The sequence below is a fragment of the Prescottella sp. GW823-FHT02E09 genome (assembly GCF_058797375.1).
Genome location: NZ_JBXAJP010000005.1, coordinates 68,267 through 83,125 on the forward strand (window position 1 = coordinate 68,267; position 14,859 = coordinate 83,125).

Sequence of the window (14,859 nt, forward strand, 5' to 3'; positions counted from 1 at the left end):
TCGTCGGATGGACGCGCCGTCAGCCCAGCAGGCGACGCAGCTTGCCCCCCAGCACGTCCCAGCGCCAGTTCGTCTTCACCCAGTCCCGCCCGGCCGCACCCATCGCGACGGCCCGGTCCCGATCCTCGAGCACCGAGATCACCGACTGCGCGACATCGTCCACGGACGTGCCGTCGACGACCAGCCCGGTCCGGTTCTCGACGACGGTCTCCGGCGCACCGCCGGAGCGGCCGGCGATCACCGGCACGCCGGTGGCCGACGCCTCGAGGTAGACGATGCCGAGTCCCTCGACGTCCAGCCCGGCGCCGCGGGTCCGACACGGCATCGCGAAGACGTCCGCGATCGTGTGGTGTGCCGCCAGCTCCGCGGCCGGCACGCCACCGGTGAACACGACGTGCTCGGCGACGCCGCACTCGTGGGCGAGCGCCTGCAGCCGCTCGGCGTAGGGCCCGCCGCCGACGATCACCAACACGGCGCCGTCGATGCGCCGCCGGATCGCGGGCAGCGCCCGGATCAACTGGTCCTGCCCCTTCCGCGGAACCAACCGCGACAGGCACAGGATCGTCGGCCGCTCCCCCAGTCCGTAGCGGGCACGCAGCTCCGCCCGCGCCGCCGGATCGGGCCGGAACAGGTCGGTGTCGACGCCGGACGGCAGGTGCTCGAGCGCCGCGTGCGACCCGAAGGCCGCCGCGAACCGACCCCGCGTGTACTTGCTGACGTAGGTGACGGCGTCGGTGTGGTCGCCGATGCGGCGCAGGGCCTGCCGCGCGCCGGGCAGCATGGACCAGCCCACCTCGTGCCCGTGGGTGGACGCGATCACCCGCTGCGCACCGGCCCGGCGGACCGTCGGAGCGAGCAGCGCCAGCGGTGCGGCGGCCCCGAACCACACGCTCGTGCACTCGTACTTCTCGACGAGCTTCGCCGCACGTCGCGCGACGAACGGCGTGGGCACCATCAGTGTCGTCGGGTGCCGCACCACCTCGTAGGGCTGCTCCGCGTCGAAACGGATGTGACTGTCGCCGCGCCATCTCGGCGCGTAGACGACCAGGTCGTCCGCGGGAAGCTGTGCCGCAAAGGCGTGCAGATACGACTGGATCCCACCGGGACGCGGTGGAAAGTCATTCGTCACCAACAGGGTTCGACGCATGTGTCCACCGTAGGTGCCGAAGTCCCGGGGTCAGGCGTCAGGGTCGGGCGTCAGGGTCGGGCCAACTGCCCCTTGATCCACGTGGCCCACGCCTGGACCAGACCGTCCGCCCCGGTGCCCAGGGTGGCACGGATCCGGCTGTCGAGATCGGCCGGGGTGACGGGCCCCTGGGCCAACTGCCGGTACAGCTCGTCCAGACGTGGTTCGCCGTACTCGGCAGCGATGAAAGTCGCCAAGGCCCAGGAGGACTCGTACGCCGCCCGGGCGGTGTCGCCGCCGGCACGGAAGTCCCCGTCCGCCGGCAGCGTCGTCGGCGGACCGGTCCGTGCGACCTCCGCCGCCAGGGTGGGCGCGAGTTCGGCGAACTGCGCCTCGATACCGCGGTAGCCGACGTAGTCGGCGTACCCCTCGAGCATCCACATCGGGGATCCGTCCTCGGTAGCGGGGCGGGCCGCGACGTGGGTGAGTTCGTGCCGCAGGACCGAGACCCGGGTCAGGTCCGTCAGTCGTCCCGCGGCCTCCGGGCTGAACACGATCCGCTGCCCGGACGCCGTGCCCGATCGACGATCCACCGCGTCGGACACCGCGACCGCCGCGATGTCGGCGCCACTGTGGTCCGAGCCGACGAGCGAGGAGAACTCCTCCTGCGAGCCGGCCACCACGACCACGGCCCTCCGCGACCAGCCGTCACCCCAGACGTCGGTCACGTGAGCGACGGCGTCGCCGAGGTCCGCCGCGATCAGGTCGATCATCGCCGACTGCTCGGGGTGACCGAGCACGATCGACGGGCGCCCCTCCTCGCCGGGCACCGTCCGGGTGATGACGGGACCGAAATCCCAAGGACCGCGCCATGTCTCACGGTCCGAGCCGGGCAAGGGCGCATCGTCCACGAGCTTCCACTCGTCGCCGCGCCGCGCCAGCAGCACCGAGACCGGCTTACGGGTCGACTGGGCGTCGGCGCCGGCGATTCCGTAGCGCAGGTACACCGCCGGGGCCCACACGTCCGAGGCGCCGAGCGCGTCGGCCACTCCCGACGGGACCGGCGTCTCGGGCCCGAGTCCGATGTCGTACGCGAACTCGGAGAAGGGCACCTGTGCAGCATTGTTCGCCCGCCGGACCTCCGAGTCGAGAAACCCGGGAGTCGCGTGCGGATCGAACAGCGCCGGAAGCGCCGCCGTGTCGCCCACCCGCACTGCACGCGCCCACTCGTCCAGCACTGCCTGGGCACCCACGCGGCGGCCCTCGTCGTACGGGTTCCCGACGGGCACCGCGGGGCCACGCAGCTCCGGCTCGTCGTCGCCACGGTCGAACATCGTCAGCGAGAGGACCAGCGCCACCGCGACGCCCAGCCCGACCAGACCCACCCACTCCCACCGACGCACACGCCGCCGGGGCGCGGGACTCGGTGAGTGATCTTCGTCGGACACGTCCGAGAGTCTAGGAGCCGCAGACGGGGATGGACCCGATACCCCTGGGTATCGGGTCCATCCGGCGTCGGTGTATCGAGTGCTCGGGCGGTGTTCTCAGTAGCGGCGGGCTCCGTAGAAGGGCATCGACGCCATGGAGTCGACCTTCACCGGGGTGCCGTACGTGGAGGCGTGCAGGACGTTGCCGTCACCGGCGTACAGGCCGACGTGCGAGGCGTCGCTGTAGAACAGCACGACGTCGCCCGGTTGCAGCTGACTCTTGTCGACCGGTGTGCCGCCGCCGGCCTGCGCCTGACTCGAGCGCGGCAACACCTTGCCGATCTGCTTGTATGCCCACACCACGAGCCCGGAGCAGTCGTACGCGTCGGGACCGGTCGCACCCCAGCTGTACGGCTTCCCCACCTGGGTGAGGCCGGCCTGCAACGCGGCCGATCCGGCGCCCGAGCCGAGGTTCGCCAGAATGCTCCCGGCGTCGACGCCCGGAGGGAAGGTCGAGCCGGCCAGTTGCGCACGCTCGGCGCCGGTGAGCTGGTCGAACGCCTCGGTCACCGAGTCGATCTGCTTCTGCAGCTCGCTCTGCTTGTTCTGGAGCTCGTCGCTGATCAGCTTGGCCTGCTCGGTCGCGGCGCGGGCCGCGTCGGCGGACGCCTGCGAGGCCTCGGCGGCGGCGGTTGCGTCGGCGGACGCCTGCTTGAATCCGGCGACGGCCTTCGAGGTCTCGTTCGAGATCGCGTCGAGCGCCGACATCTGATCGAGCAGTTGCTGCGGCGAGTCGCTCACCATCAGCGCGAACAGTCGGTTGGTGCGGGCACCCTGGTAGCTGGCGGCCGCGAGTTTGCCGACCGTGGGACGGAACTGGTCGATCCGGGATTCGGCGGCGGCCAGCAACTCACGGTCTCCGGCCAACCGCGCTTCGGCGTCCCGCTGGGCCGCCTGCTTACCGTCGAGGTCGATCTGCGCGTTGTGCAGCGCCTCGGTGGTCCGTTCCGACTCGCGCGACAGATCCGCGAGTCGCTCGAGAGCCTCGGTCGGATTGCTCATCACCGGATCCGCGCCGGCCGGGCCGGCGGGCAGTCCCACGAGGGTCAGGGAGAGCACTCCCGTCGCCATCGCGGCACACATCGAACGCTTCATCTTGTGGGAGGGCACAGCGGCGCGACTCTCCGTTTCTGGATTCGTCTCCACCACGCAGCGGTGGGGCCTGCACGGGATCCGTAAGGTCTCGAACAGGTTACGGAACGGCATATGTCCGTGTCTACCCGGGAGTAGGACAATTCGTACATCGTCGCGAAAGCCACGAACCGCCCGCGACGGACATGGGCAGAAACGAGTGCAGGGCGGACCCGACCACAGTCGGACCCACCCTGCACACGTCGAACGTCTAGCGCGTCACGCGTAGCGGCGTGCACCGTCGAACGGCATCGACGACACAGGCGCCAGCTTGACCGGCTGGCCCGCAGTCGATGCGTGGATGACATTGCCGTCGCCCGCGTAGATGCCCGAATGGCTTCCGCCGTAGAACGAGATCACGTCGCCGACCCGCAGATCCGACTGGGCGACGGCGAAACCGGCGGCAGCCTGGTCGTAGCTGGTCCGGGGAAGGTTCAGTCCGGCCTGCTTGTAGGCCCACTGGATCAGCCCCGAGCAGTCGAATGCGTCCGGACCCGCAGCGCCGTACACGTACGGTGCACCCAGCTTGGTACGGGCGGCCTCGAGGGCCTTCTCACCTGCAGTGACGATGGGCGCGAGCGGGGCCGGAACCGCCGCCGCACTGCCGGTCGCCACACCGGGAACGATGCCCTCGGGGATGGCCGGGGTGATGCTCGCGATCACGTCGTCGACCTGCTGCTGCGTCACGCCGGGGACCTCGACGGTGCCGACACCCGGGATGGCGATCGGGTCGGCAAGGGCGGGAGCAGCGGTGACCGTGACGGCTCCGACTGCGAGTGCGCCGGCAACGGCGGCGCGACGCGCGGAACGCGTGAAAGTAGATGACGCCACGAGAAAGGGAACTCCGTTTCTTCCGTTCATCCGCCGACCGAGTTAGCTGACGGGTTCGGGCTGGGAAGATCAGCCCTACCCGTCGACACCGCATCGCGGCTTCGACGGGATTCACCCCAGAAGAAACTTGGGTTCCCGGCTCGTTCCCTCCGGAGAGGTTCCGATTAGGCGGTCCCAGCGATGCCGTCCCGGGTGGGACGGCAAGACTCCGCTAGGTCTCAAGAAGATTACGAAAGCGCATCCACCGTGTCGACTCGAACGCGCGGAAATCGCCCCGTTTTTGCGATTTGCCGGGTTTGGACACGCTTCGATCGACACATGATCACGACGGGATAACGAGCGGTCCCTTTCGACTGGGCCGTCGACCGGATCCCGCGTTCGGCCCGGACCCGCCGGCACCCCGGACCGACCCCGCAGATCCGGCGTCCCCACTGGTCAACGCAGATCCACACGGTGCCGGCGGTGCGACCTCGCCGCCGCTGCCGCGCCGCCACACGGTGCGCGTGAGGCCGCCGAAACCGTAGTCCCGCAACGGAGATCACGCGCCGCGCCTGCGACGAGCCCGCAGGTCCGGTGTGATCCTCGTCTCTCTGCGCCGAATCGCATCCCCGATCCCCCGACTTCCGCTGTGCACCACCCACGTTCCGCGGGCGCTGTCGGTGGCGGTCTCTAGGGTCCCGAATCGTGAGTGCGCCGCGATCCGCCCGTTCGACGAACGGAACCCAACTGACGTTCGACGAGCTGGATACTCCGCTGCGCGAGACCACCTTCGTCGTCGTCGATCTCGAGACCACCGGTGGCAGCGCCGATACCGATGCCATCACCGAGATCGGGGCCGTGAAGGTGCGGGGCGGCGAGATCGTCGGCGAGCTCGGGACCCTGATCGACCCCGGACGCGCCATCCCGCCGTACATCGTCGAGATCACCGGCATCACCACCGCGATGGTGCGGGGCGCGCCCCGCATCGACGCGGTTCTGCCCGCGTTCCTCGAGTTCGCACGCGGCGCCGTGCTGGTCGCCCACAACGCGGGATTCGACGTCGGGTTCCTCAAGGCCGCAGCGGCCCGCCAGGACATCCCGTGGCCCAAGTTCCAGGTGCTGTGCACCGTGAAGCTCGCCCGCCGGGTCCTGAGCCGCGACGAGGCGCCGTCGGTGAAGCTCTCGGCGCTCGCGACCCTGTTCGGGGCCGAGACCACCCCGACGCACCGTGCGCTCGACGACGCCAAGGCCACCGTCGACGTCCTGCACGCCCTCATCGGCCGAGTCGGCAACCAGGGAGTGCACAGCCTCCCCGAGCTTCTCGACTACCTACCGCGGGTGTCGTCCGAGCAGCGCGCCAAACGCACTCTCGCGAGCCACCTCCCTCGTTCCCCCGGGGTCTACCTGTTTCGCGGCCCGTCCGACGAGGTCCTCTACGTCGGCACCGCGACCGATCTCCACCGCCGCGTCCGCACCTACTTCACCGGCTCGGAGACGCGGGGGCGGATGAAGGAGATGGTCGCCCTCGCCACCCGGATCGATCACGTCGAGTGCGCGCACCCACTCGAGGCCGGGGTCCGCGAGCTGCGACTGCTCAGCGCCCACGTGCCCCCGTACAACCGCCGATCCAAGTTCCCCATGCGCGGCTGGTGGGTCACGATCACCGACGAGACCTTTCCGCGCCTCTCGGTGGTCCGTACAGCGACGAGCGACGCGCTGGGGCCCTTCCGGTCCCGCACCGACGCCACGGACGCCGCGCAGACCGTGGCCGAGTTCTGCGGCCTGCGGACGTGCACGACGCGCATCCGCCGGGGGCAGCCGCACGGACCCAAGTGCCCGCCCCGCGACATCGGCGGGTGCCCCGCGATCTCCGACGACGAGGACGGATACGCCGTCGCGCCGACGCTGGCGCGGGCCTTGTTCCGCGGCACCGACGACACACCACTGCACCGCATGCGCGAGCGCATCGAGGAACTGGCGGCCGCCGAACTGTTCGAGAGCGCCGCCCGACTACGCGACCGCACCGCGGCCCTCGGCCTGGCCCTGCGGCGCATGCAACGGCTCGGGTCGCTCACCGCCGTCGACGAACTGATCGCGGCCCGGCGGGCCGCCGACGGCGGGTGGGAGTTCGCGGTGGTCCGCTGCGGCCGCCTCGCCGCCGCCGGTGTCGCACGACGTGGTGTTCCACCGATGCCGGTGGTCGAGGCGCTGGTCGCGTCGGCGGAAACCGTCCTGCCCGACCAGACCCCGCTGCGCGGCGCCTCTCCCGAGGAGGTCGGGCTCGTCGCACGGTGGCTGCACGCCGACGGCACACGCATCGTCCGCACCAGCGCGGGATACGGCGAACCGGCCGGCGGAGCGGGCTCGTGGGAGCACTGGTGCACGCTGGCGCGGGGTGCGGCACCGCCTACTGTGTTGGACGAACGACAGCACCGTGCCGCACCGGAGCACTGAAGGAGCACCATGATCAACGCCATCGTCATGATCCACGCCGAAGCCGACCGGATCCCCGAGACCGCACAGGCGGTGGCCGATCTCCCCGGCGTGTCCGAGGTCTACTCGTGCGCGGGCGACATCGACCTGATCGCGATCGTGAAGGTCCGCGACCACGCACAGATCGCCGAGGTCGTGACCGAACGGATCAACAAGGTCCCCGGTGTGCTCAAGACCGCGACGCACATCGCGTTCCAGTCGTACTCGAGCGCCGACGTGGAGGCGGCCTTCTCACTCGGCGAGTAGACCACCCGAGTCCCGGGGTTCCCGAGCCCCGGGACCATCAGGCTCGCCCGCTCAGCCGCGACTCAGCGCTGAGCGGCCAACTCCACGGTCAGCGCCGCCCAACGCTCCAGCAGGGCCGCCGCGGCACCGGAATCGATCGCCCGGGCGGCCTTCTCCATGCCCGCCGTCAGTGACTCCTCGAGGCTGCCGGACAGTCCGTCGTACGCGGCGATCGCGCCCGCCGCGTTGAGAAGCACCGCATCCCGCACGGGCCCCTCCTCGCCGGCGAAGATCCCGCGCGCCACCCGCGCATTGTCGACCGCATCGCCACCGCGCAGCGCGTCGAGCGGAACGCGGACGATCCCGAGGTCGGTCGGATCCAGCTTCTGGGCCCGCACGGTGCCGCCGGACACGACGTACACCTCCGACGTCGTCGATGTCGTGATCTCGTCGAGCCCGTCGTCCCCGCGCACCACCAGCGCCGAGTTCCCGCGTTCGGCGAGCACCCCCGCGACCACCGGAATCAGGTCGGGGAACGCGCACCCGATCAGGCCGGCCCGCGGGCGCGCCGGGTTGGTGAGCGGGCCGAGCACGTTGAAGACGGTGGGAATCCCGATCTCCTTGCGCGGTGCTCCCGCGAATCGCAGCGCCGGATGGAACACCGGGGCGAAGCAGAAGCCGATCCCGACCTCCTCCACGCACCGCGCCACCTCCCGGGCGCCGAGATTGATGTGCACGCCCAGGGCCTCGAGAACGTCCGCACCGCCACTCTTCGACGACGCGGCCCGGTTGCCGTGCTTGACCACCCGGACACCTGCCGCAGCGACGACGACCGACGCCATCGTCGAGATGTTGACCGTGTGCGAGCGGTCCCCGCCTGTGCCGACGACGTCGACGACGTCCGGCGAGACCGGCACGGTCTTCGCGTGCCCCAGCATCGCGTCGGCGAGACCGCGCAGCTCCGCGGGGGTGGCCCCCTTCATCTTCAGGGCGACGCCGAAGGCCGCGATCTGCGCCGAGGTCGCGGCGTCCGACATGATCTCGTCCATCGCCCACGCGGTGTCGTCGGCGGTGAGGTCACGACCGTCGGTGAGGGCTCCCAGGACCGCGGGCCAGCTCCGGTCAGTCGCGCCTGCCACTCGTTCCGTGCCTTGCGCTACTGCCTGCCGCACCATCACGACCCTTTCTGCCGGGCGCCCACCAACTGCCGGGTGGGCATGTCGATCCGCAGCTTAGTGCGCGTGCCACGGGTCACGACGCGGACGGCGGTTGCAGACCCTCCCAGCCGACCGCGGCACCGCCCCTGCGCTGTGCCAGTCCCGCCATTCGGGACCGCTCCTGCGAGCAGTGCAGGGCGTCGAGGATCTGGACGCGTTCGAGGACGACGGTGACCGTTCCGTCGCCGGCGGGTTCCGGATCGCCCGCCGGTTCGTAGCCGTCCTGGGCCGCAACGGCGACGGCATCCTGGACCTCGGCGTCGGGCAGTCGGAGATGGTGGCGGAGCACCGCCTCGGCCTCCGGGATCCACGCGGGGTCGCCCGCGGCGCCGCGTTCGAGGACCGTGGACGACGCCTCCGCGTCGTCGAACCCCGACACCACCACGACCAGATCCGGACGACTCCGATCGAGAGGGGCCGGCGAGCGCCGAGACAGAAGACCGTCAATCCAACGTGCGACGCCGCGCCTGAGTTCCATGCGCCTAGCCTGCCACGTTCACCGGGACCCGCCGACGCGAGCGGAGAACACCCTCTGACGTGGGCCGACGCGCCGAGGTAGGACCCGGGTACCCGCCTGTTACGACAAGGCGTCATACTTCTGAGCGTGACGAGCGCAGTAGGGACTTCAGGATCGGCAATCACCCAGCGCGTGCACTCGCTGAACCGGCCAAACATGGTCAGCGTCGGCACCATCGTGTGGTTGTCAAGCGAGCTCATGTTTTTCGCAGGGCTCTTCGCTATGTACTTCGTTGCGCGGGCGCAGGCGGGCGACAACTGGCCGCCGGAACCCGTGCATCTCAACCTGGCACTAGCGGTGCCGGTCACCCTCGTACTGATCGCCTCCTCCTTCACCTGCCAGATGGGCGTTTTCGCCGCTGAGAAGGGTGATGTCTTCGGACTGCGGCGGTGGTACCTGGTGACTCTTGCCATGGGCACGTTCTTCGTGCTCGGCCAGGGCTTCGAGTACGTCCAGCTCGTCAAGGAAGGGGTGACGATTTCGAGCAGCGTGTACGGCTCGGTGTTCTTCATGACCACCGGCTTCCACGGCCTGCACGTCATCGGCGGCCTCATCGCCTTCGTCTTCTTGATCGTCCGCACCAAGGTCAGCAAGTTCACGCCTGCACAGGCAACTGCGGCGATCGTCGTCTCGTATTACTGGCACTTCGTCGACATTGTGTGGATCGGCCTGTTCGCCACGATTTATTTCATCCGTTAGCCAGCTGGACGCCCAGGCAGCCCCCTGACGCTTCAGTCGTCCCGACATACCAAAGGGATACAGATGAGTTCATCCCCCCCTCCCGCAATCGAGGGTGACATGCCCCACCGTCCCGCAGCAGCTTCTGCCGCCAAGACGCGACGCCAGCGCAAGATGCGCCGTCGCGTCACCGGCGCGCTGATCCTCATGATGGGCCTGGTCAGCGCCGGCTTCCTCGCCTCCGCCTTGACGCCTGCACCGCAGGTCGCCACCGCGAGCGATGACTCTGCTGCACTGATCCGCGAAGGCAAGCAGCTCTACGACACCTCCTGCATCACGTGCCACGGCGCGAACCTGCAGGGTGTCCAGGACCGCGGCCCCAGCCTGATCGGTGTCGGTGAGGCAGCCGTGTACTTCCAGGTGTCGTCCGGCCGTATGCCTGCCGCACGCAACGAGGCCCAGGCCTCCCGCAAGACGCCGAAGTTCGATGCGCGCCAGACGGACGCCATCGGCGCCTACGTCCAGTCGCAGGGTGGCGGCCCCACCCTCGTCCGCGACGAGAACGGCGAGATCGCCCAGTCTTCGCTCCGCGGCAACGATGTTGCCCGTGGCAGCGAGCTCTTCCGGATGAACTGTGCCTCGTGCCACAACTTCACCGGTCGTGGTGGCGCACTGTCCAGCGGTAAGTACGCACCCATCCTGGACCCCGCCAACGAGCAGCAGATCTACGCTGCCATGGTCACGGGCCCCCAGAACATGCCCAAGTTCTCCGACCGTCAGCTGACGATGGAGGAGAAGGAGGACATCATCGCGTACATCAAGCATTCGGGCGAGGCGAAGAGCCCCGGCGGCTACGGCCTCGGTGGCCTCGGCACCTCGACCGAGGGCCTCCTTATGTGGGTTGTCGGCATCGTCGCTGTCGTCGGTGCAGCACTGTGGATCGGAGCAAGGTCATGAGCGACGCCGGCAGCGGCGATACGCCGAAGAAGTACGCGGACGACGAACTCGACCGGATGAGCCGGGACGAACTCGTCGAACTCGGTACCAATCTCGACGGCGTCGATGTCGCGTTCCGTCGGGATCGCTGGCCGGTCGAGGGCACCAAGGCCGAGAAGCGCGCCGAGCGCTCGGTTGCCCTCTGGTTCACGATCGCGGGCCTGGCTTCGATCGCGTTCATCGCGGTGTTCCTGTTCTGGCCGTGGCAGTACGTCGGTCAGGGCGACTCCCAGTACTGGGCGTTCAACCTGTACACCCCGCTCCTCGGCCTCACCATGGGTATCGCGATCCTCGGCATCGGTGTCGGCGCGGTGAAGTTCACCAAGAAGTTCGTCCCCGAAGAGATCTCGATCCAGGACCGCCACGACGGCGGCTCGGCGGAGGTCGACAAGAAGACCCTCGCCGCGCAGCTGAGCGACACCCTCGAGACGTCGACGATCGGTCGCCGCAAGGTCATCAAGCGCAGCCTGATCTTCGGCGGCGGCGCACTCGGCATCATGTCCGTCATGCCCCTCGGCGGCATGATCAAGAACCCGTGGGCCAAGGGCGACGACTCCCCGCTGTGGGTGTCGGGCTGGACTCCCCGCTACCCGGGCGAGACCATCTACCTGCGCCGCGACACCGGCCGTCCGCACGACATCGTGCTGGTGCGTCCCGAGGACCTCGACGCCGGCGGCATGGAGACGGTCTTCCCGTTCCGCGAATCCGAGCGTGGCAACGACCACGAGCTGTTCAAGGCCCTGCGTGGAATCCGAAACGCCGTCATGCTCATCCGTCTGCGCACCGCGGACACCGAGAAGGCTGTCAAGCGTAAGGGCCAGGAGAGCTTCAACTACGGCGACTACTTCGCGTACTCGAAGATCTGCACCCACCTCGGCTGCCCCACCTCGCTGTACGAGCAGCAGACCAACCGAATTCTGTGCCCCTGCCACCAGTCGCAGTTCGATGCGCTGCAGTACGGCAAGCCGATCTTCGGTCCCGCTGCTCGTGCTCTTCCGCAGCTGCCTATTACAGTGAACGAAGAGGGCTACCTCGTCGCCAACGGTGACTTCATCGAAGCCCTCGGCCCGGCATTTTGGGAGCGTCGACCGTGACCACTACCACTCAATCCCGAGTTGCCGCCCAAGCGGAGGCGGTCGACTCCCGCTACCATCTCGCCGCCGGAATGAAGCGACAGATCAACAAGGTCTTCCCGACCCACTGGTCTTTCATGCTCGGCGAGATCGCGCTGTACAGCTTCGTCATCCTGCTGGTCTCGGGTGTCTACCTGACACTTTTCTTCGATCCGTCGATGGCAGAGGTCGTCTACAACGGCGCCTACGAGCCGCTGCGCGGCATCACGATGTCGCGGGCGTACGCAACCACGCTCGATATCTCGTTCGAGGTTCGGGGCGGCCTGTTCGTCCGTCAGGTCCACCACTGGGCCGCGCTGATGTTCGCCGCGTCGATCATCGTGCACCTGCTGCGTATCTTCTTCACCGGCGCGTTCCGGCGCCCGCGTGAGGCGAACTGGGTCATCGGCTGCCTCCTGCTGATCCTGGCGATGTTCGAGGGCTTCTTCGGCTACTCGCTGCCCGACGATCTGCTGTCCGGCACGGGTGTCCGCGCGGCGCTCTCCGGCATCACGCTCAGTGTCCCGATCGCGGGTACCTGGCTGCACTGGATGCTCTTCGGTGGCGACTTCCCCGGCACCCTGATCATCCCGCGCATGTACGTCGCACACGTGCTCCTGCTGCCCGGCATCATCCTGGCCCTCATCGCCGCGCACCTCGCGCTGGTGTGGTACCAGAAGCACACGCAGTTCCCCGGCCCGGGCCGCACCGAGCAGAACGTCGTCGGCGTTCGCATCCTCCCGGTGTTCGCTCTCAAGGGCGGCGCGTTCTTCGCCTTCACGTTCGGCATCCTCGCGCTCATGGGTGGTCTGTTCGCCATCAACCCGGTCTGGAACCTCGGCCCGTACAACCCCTCGCAGGTTTCCGCGGGTGTCCAGCCCGATATCTACATGATGTGGACGGACGGCTTGGCGCGTCTGTGGCCGGCGTGGGAGATCTACCTGTTCGATCGCTACACGATCCCCGCGGTGTTCGCTGTCGCGGTGATCATGGGCCTGGTGTTCGCGGTGCTGATCGCCTACCCGTGGATCGAGAAGAAGTTCACCAAGGACGACGCACACCACAACCTGCTGCAGCGTCCGCGTGACGTCCCGGTCCGCACCGGCATCGGCGCGATGGCGATCTCGTTCTACGTCGTCCTCACGCTCTCGTGCATCAACGACGTCATCGCCTTCCACCTGGACATCTCGCTCAACGCGATGACCTGGATCGGCCGAATCGGCATGGTGATCCTGCCTCCGGTCGCCTACTACGTGGCCTACCGGTTCTGCATCGGTCTGCAGCGCAGTGACCGCGCAGTGCTCGAGCACGGTATCGAGACCGGCATCATCAAGCGCCTGCCGCACGGTGAGTACGTCGAGATCCACCAGCCGCTCGGCCCGGTCGACGATCACGGCCACCCGATTCCGTTGGAGTACCAGGGTGCCGCGATCCCGAAGAAGATGAACAAGCTCGGATCCGCCGGCAAGCCCGGCTCCGGTAGCTGGGTCTCCCCGGACCCGGTCGAGCAGAGCCAGGCCCTGGAGGCCGCCGAGCATGCTGCCGAGCACGAGCAGCTCAAGATGCTCACGGAGTACCAGGACCGCATCCGTGGAAACGGATCCGGAAACGGCTCCGGCGACGGCGAAGCGCACTAGTTCGCCGAGACCAACGGGAAAGGCCCCGAACCGATTACGGTTCGGGGCCTTTCCCGTTTCCGGCGGACGCCACTCCCCTACCCCGGCCGGGATGGCACGATCGGTAGGGTGACATCACATGGCCAGAAATCTCACGATCCGGCAAGCAACGACGGCTGACACCGCGAAGGCTGCCACGACCCTCGGTCGCGCCTTCGCCGACTACCCTTTCACCCGGCACACCGTCGATTACCGCGATCACGAGAAGCGTGTCCACACGTTGCAGCGACTCTTCCTGACCGAGATCGGCATGCGGTGTGGGAAGGTATGGGTGTCCGACGATGTGACCGCGGTTGCGGTGTGGACCACGCCGTCCTCGACGGGGCTGGATGTGGCGTTCGGATCGATCGCGGACGACGTCGCCGCACTGTACGGTGACCGAGCCGAGATCGCAGCCCGTGCGGACGAGGCTACCGAGATCCTGCGGCCGTCGGATCCGGTCTGGTTCTTGGCGACCGTCGGCGTCGATCCCGGGTCGCAGGGGCTCGGACTGGGACGGGCTGTACTCGAACCTGGTCTCCGAGAGGCGCGGCGGGAAGGCTTCGCGGCGTACCTGGAGACGTCGTCGCAGTCCAATGTCGGGTTCTACGAGAACCTCGGCTTCGAGGTGACGGGCAGTACGACACTGCCCCACGGTGGCCCGCAGGTGTGGGCGATGCTTCGCCCATGACGGGATGCGCTGTCCCGGCCGAGGGCCGGTGGACCGCGCCGTGGCCGTGTGTGCACGGCGAAGGAGTCGATCAAGCCCTGTCGACACTCGTGCAGAGTTCACCGATCCGGCAGATCACGCGATCGGTGTGCGGATCGATCCAGACGGGCACGCTGTCGGACCGACGGGGAACCAGCAGGTGACGACCGCGAGTGGGCCACTGGACGAACTCGTAGCCGGCCAACTCGGTCTGTGCCGTGTCCGCGACCCACACCGCCGCTTCGGCGAAAGAGGCGTCGATCGACAGGCCATTGCACACGCTGAACCCGCTTGTGCCGCCACTTCGATTCCACCCGATGGTGACGGCGTACTCGGCGCCGACGGACAGTTCCCACATCAGGCGAGCGGGCTGAACGTCCCGTCCGTGGCGCAGACAACGTAGGTCACGGGCAACCGCCGCGACAGCCTCCACCCACGCGCCTGGCGGGTCGATTCGCATCCCGGGGCTCTCGAAGTAGTCGGGTACGTCGTCGACGATCACGAAACGCCACAGGAGACGGTCCTCGCGCTCGAACTCGGAAATCGGCAAGCCTGCTCCTCCCGGATCCGATACGACTCGGATCCACCGGCATCGTCTTTCGGCGGTCGCGGACACCGCAACCGGACACCGAGTACACCGAAACGGCTGAAGGCGCCGAACCCGAAAAGGGTTCGGCGCCTTCAGCCGTAGTTGTGGAGCGTC

14 protein-coding genes and 1 riboswitch are annotated in these 14,859 nt (G+C 68.5%); of the genes, 7 read left to right on the top strand and 7 right to left on the bottom strand.

The window, feature by feature from the left end:
* Positions 1-19: 19 nt before the first annotated feature.
* The 4 genes from AC1RIF_RS13835 to AC1RIF_RS13850 all read right to left on the bottom strand — a co-directional run bounded on the left by AC1RIF_RS13835 (position 20) and on the right by AC1RIF_RS13850 (position 4,575).
* The gene (locus AC1RIF_RS13835; protein WP_492601946.1) at positions 20-1,147 is read right to left on the bottom strand and encodes a glycosyltransferase family 4 protein; all 1,128 of its coding nucleotides are present in this window, start codon (positions 1,145-1,147) and stop codon (positions 20-22) included.
* Positions 1,148-1,197: 50 nt separating this feature from the next.
* Positions 1,198-2,460: a hypothetical protein gene (locus AC1RIF_RS13840; protein WP_492602355.1), complete on the bottom strand. Its 1,263-nt coding sequence runs from the start codon at positions 2,458-2,460 to the stop codon at positions 1,198-1,200.
* A 210-nt stretch (positions 2,461-2,670) separates the two neighbouring features.
* On the bottom strand, positions 2,671-3,723 hold the full coding sequence (locus AC1RIF_RS13845; protein ID WP_492601947.1) for an NlpC/P60 family protein: 1,053 nt from the start codon (positions 3,721-3,723) through the stop codon (positions 2,671-2,673).
* 240 nt (positions 3,724-3,963) lie between these two features.
* Positions 3,964-4,575, bottom strand: a complete 612-nt coding sequence (locus tag AC1RIF_RS13850; RefSeq protein ID WP_492601948.1) for a C40 family peptidase — start codon at positions 4,573-4,575, stop codon at positions 3,964-3,966.
* Positions 4,576-4,590: 15 nt separating this feature from the next.
* A riboswitch (cyclic di-AMP (ydaO/yuaA leader) is annotated at positions 4,591-4,756 on the bottom strand.
* Positions 4,757-5,259: 503 nt separating this feature from the next.
* On the opposite strand from AC1RIF_RS13850, the gene AC1RIF_RS13855 reads away from it, so the two are divergent.
* Together AC1RIF_RS13855 and AC1RIF_RS13860 are read left to right on the top strand one after the other, a co-directional pair.
* Positions 5,260-7,008 carry a DEDD exonuclease domain-containing protein gene (locus AC1RIF_RS13855; RefSeq protein ID WP_492601949.1) on the top strand — a complete coding sequence of 583 codons (1,749 nt, stop codon included), beginning with the start codon at positions 5,260-5,262 and terminating at the stop codon, positions 7,006-7,008.
* A gap of 9 nt (positions 7,009-7,017) precedes the next feature.
* Positions 7,018-7,293, top strand: a complete 276-nt coding sequence (locus tag AC1RIF_RS13860; RefSeq protein ID WP_492601950.1) for an Lrp/AsnC family transcriptional regulator — start codon at positions 7,018-7,020, stop codon at positions 7,291-7,293.
* A gap of 62 nt (positions 7,294-7,355) precedes the next feature.
* Here AC1RIF_RS13860 and trpD read toward each other — a convergent pair whose 3' ends face one another.
* Positions 7,356-8,447, bottom strand: coding sequence for an anthranilate phosphoribosyltransferase (trpD, locus tag AC1RIF_RS13865; protein ID WP_492601951.1), 1,092 nt, complete (start codon positions 8,445-8,447; stop codon positions 7,356-7,358).
* Between the two features lie 76 nt (positions 8,448-8,523).
* Positions 8,524-8,967 (bottom strand): hypothetical protein, encoded by a 444-nt coding sequence (locus tag AC1RIF_RS13870; RefSeq protein ID WP_492601952.1) that lies wholly within the window; start codon positions 8,965-8,967, stop codon positions 8,524-8,526.
* A 126-nt stretch (positions 8,968-9,093) separates the two neighbouring features.
* On the opposite strand from AC1RIF_RS13870, the gene ctaE reads away from it, so the two are divergent.
* From ctaE to AC1RIF_RS13895, 5 genes are all read left to right on the top strand, one after another.
* A complete protein-coding gene (gene ctaE / locus AC1RIF_RS13875; RefSeq protein ID WP_492601953.1) occupies positions 9,094-9,705 on the top strand; it encodes an aa3-type cytochrome oxidase subunit III in 612 nt (203 codons plus the stop codon).
* 63 nt (positions 9,706-9,768) lie between these two features.
* A complete protein-coding gene (qcrC, locus tag AC1RIF_RS13880) occupies positions 9,769-10,641 on the top strand; it encodes a cytochrome bc1 complex diheme cytochrome c subunit (RefSeq protein ID WP_492601954.1) in 873 nt (290 codons plus the stop codon).
* Positions 10,638-11,774: a cytochrome bc1 complex Rieske iron-sulfur subunit gene (gene qcrA, locus AC1RIF_RS13885; RefSeq protein WP_492601955.1), complete on the top strand. Its 1,137-nt coding sequence runs from the start codon at positions 10,638-10,640 to the stop codon at positions 11,772-11,774. Before qcrC ends, qcrA begins: the two co-directional genes overlap by 4 nt.
* A complete protein-coding gene (qcrB, locus tag AC1RIF_RS13890) occupies positions 11,771-13,429 on the top strand; it encodes a cytochrome bc1 complex cytochrome b subunit (RefSeq protein ID WP_492601956.1) in 1,659 nt (552 codons plus the stop codon). Before qcrA ends, qcrB begins: the two co-directional genes overlap by 4 nt.
* Positions 13,430-13,547: 118 nt before the next feature.
* Positions 13,548-14,138, top strand: a complete 591-nt coding sequence (locus AC1RIF_RS13895; protein ID WP_492601957.1) for a GNAT family N-acetyltransferase — start codon at positions 13,548-13,550, stop codon at positions 14,136-14,138.
* Between the two features lie 70 nt (positions 14,139-14,208).
* Here the strand turns inward: AC1RIF_RS13895 and AC1RIF_RS13900 are convergent, their stop codons facing one another.
* Positions 14,209-14,706: a hypothetical protein gene (locus tag AC1RIF_RS13900; protein WP_492601958.1), complete on the bottom strand. Its 498-nt coding sequence runs from the start codon at positions 14,704-14,706 to the stop codon at positions 14,209-14,211.
* Positions 14,707-14,859: the final 153 nt, after the last annotated feature.

Coding starts and splice junctions, on each gene's coding strand:
- AC1RIF_RS13835 (WP_492601946.1), bottom strand. CDS start 1,147: ATGCGTCGAACCCTGTTGGTGACGAATGACTTTCCACCGCGTCCCGGT.
- AC1RIF_RS13840 (WP_492602355.1), bottom strand. CDS start 2,460: ATGTTCGACCGTGGCGACGACGAGCCGGAGCTGCGTGGCCCCGCGGTG.
- AC1RIF_RS13860 (WP_492601950.1), top strand. CDS start 7,018: ATGATCAACGCCATCGTCATGATCCACGCCGAAGCCGACCGGATCCCC.
- trpD (WP_492601951.1), bottom strand. CDS start 8,447: ATGGTGCGGCAGGCAGTAGCGCAAGGCACGGAACGAGTGGCAGGCGCG.
- AC1RIF_RS13870 (WP_492601952.1), bottom strand. CDS start 8,967: ATGGAACTCAGGCGCGGCGTCGCACGTTGGATTGACGGTCTTCTGTCT.
- qcrC (WP_492601954.1), top strand. CDS start 9,769: ATGAGTTCATCCCCCCCTCCCGCAATCGAGGGTGACATGCCCCACCGT.
- qcrA (WP_492601955.1), top strand. CDS start 10,638: ATGAGCGACGCCGGCAGCGGCGATACGCCGAAGAAGTACGCGGACGAC.
- AC1RIF_RS13895 (WP_492601957.1), top strand. CDS start 13,548: ATGGCCAGAAATCTCACGATCCGGCAAGCAACGACGGCTGACACCGCG.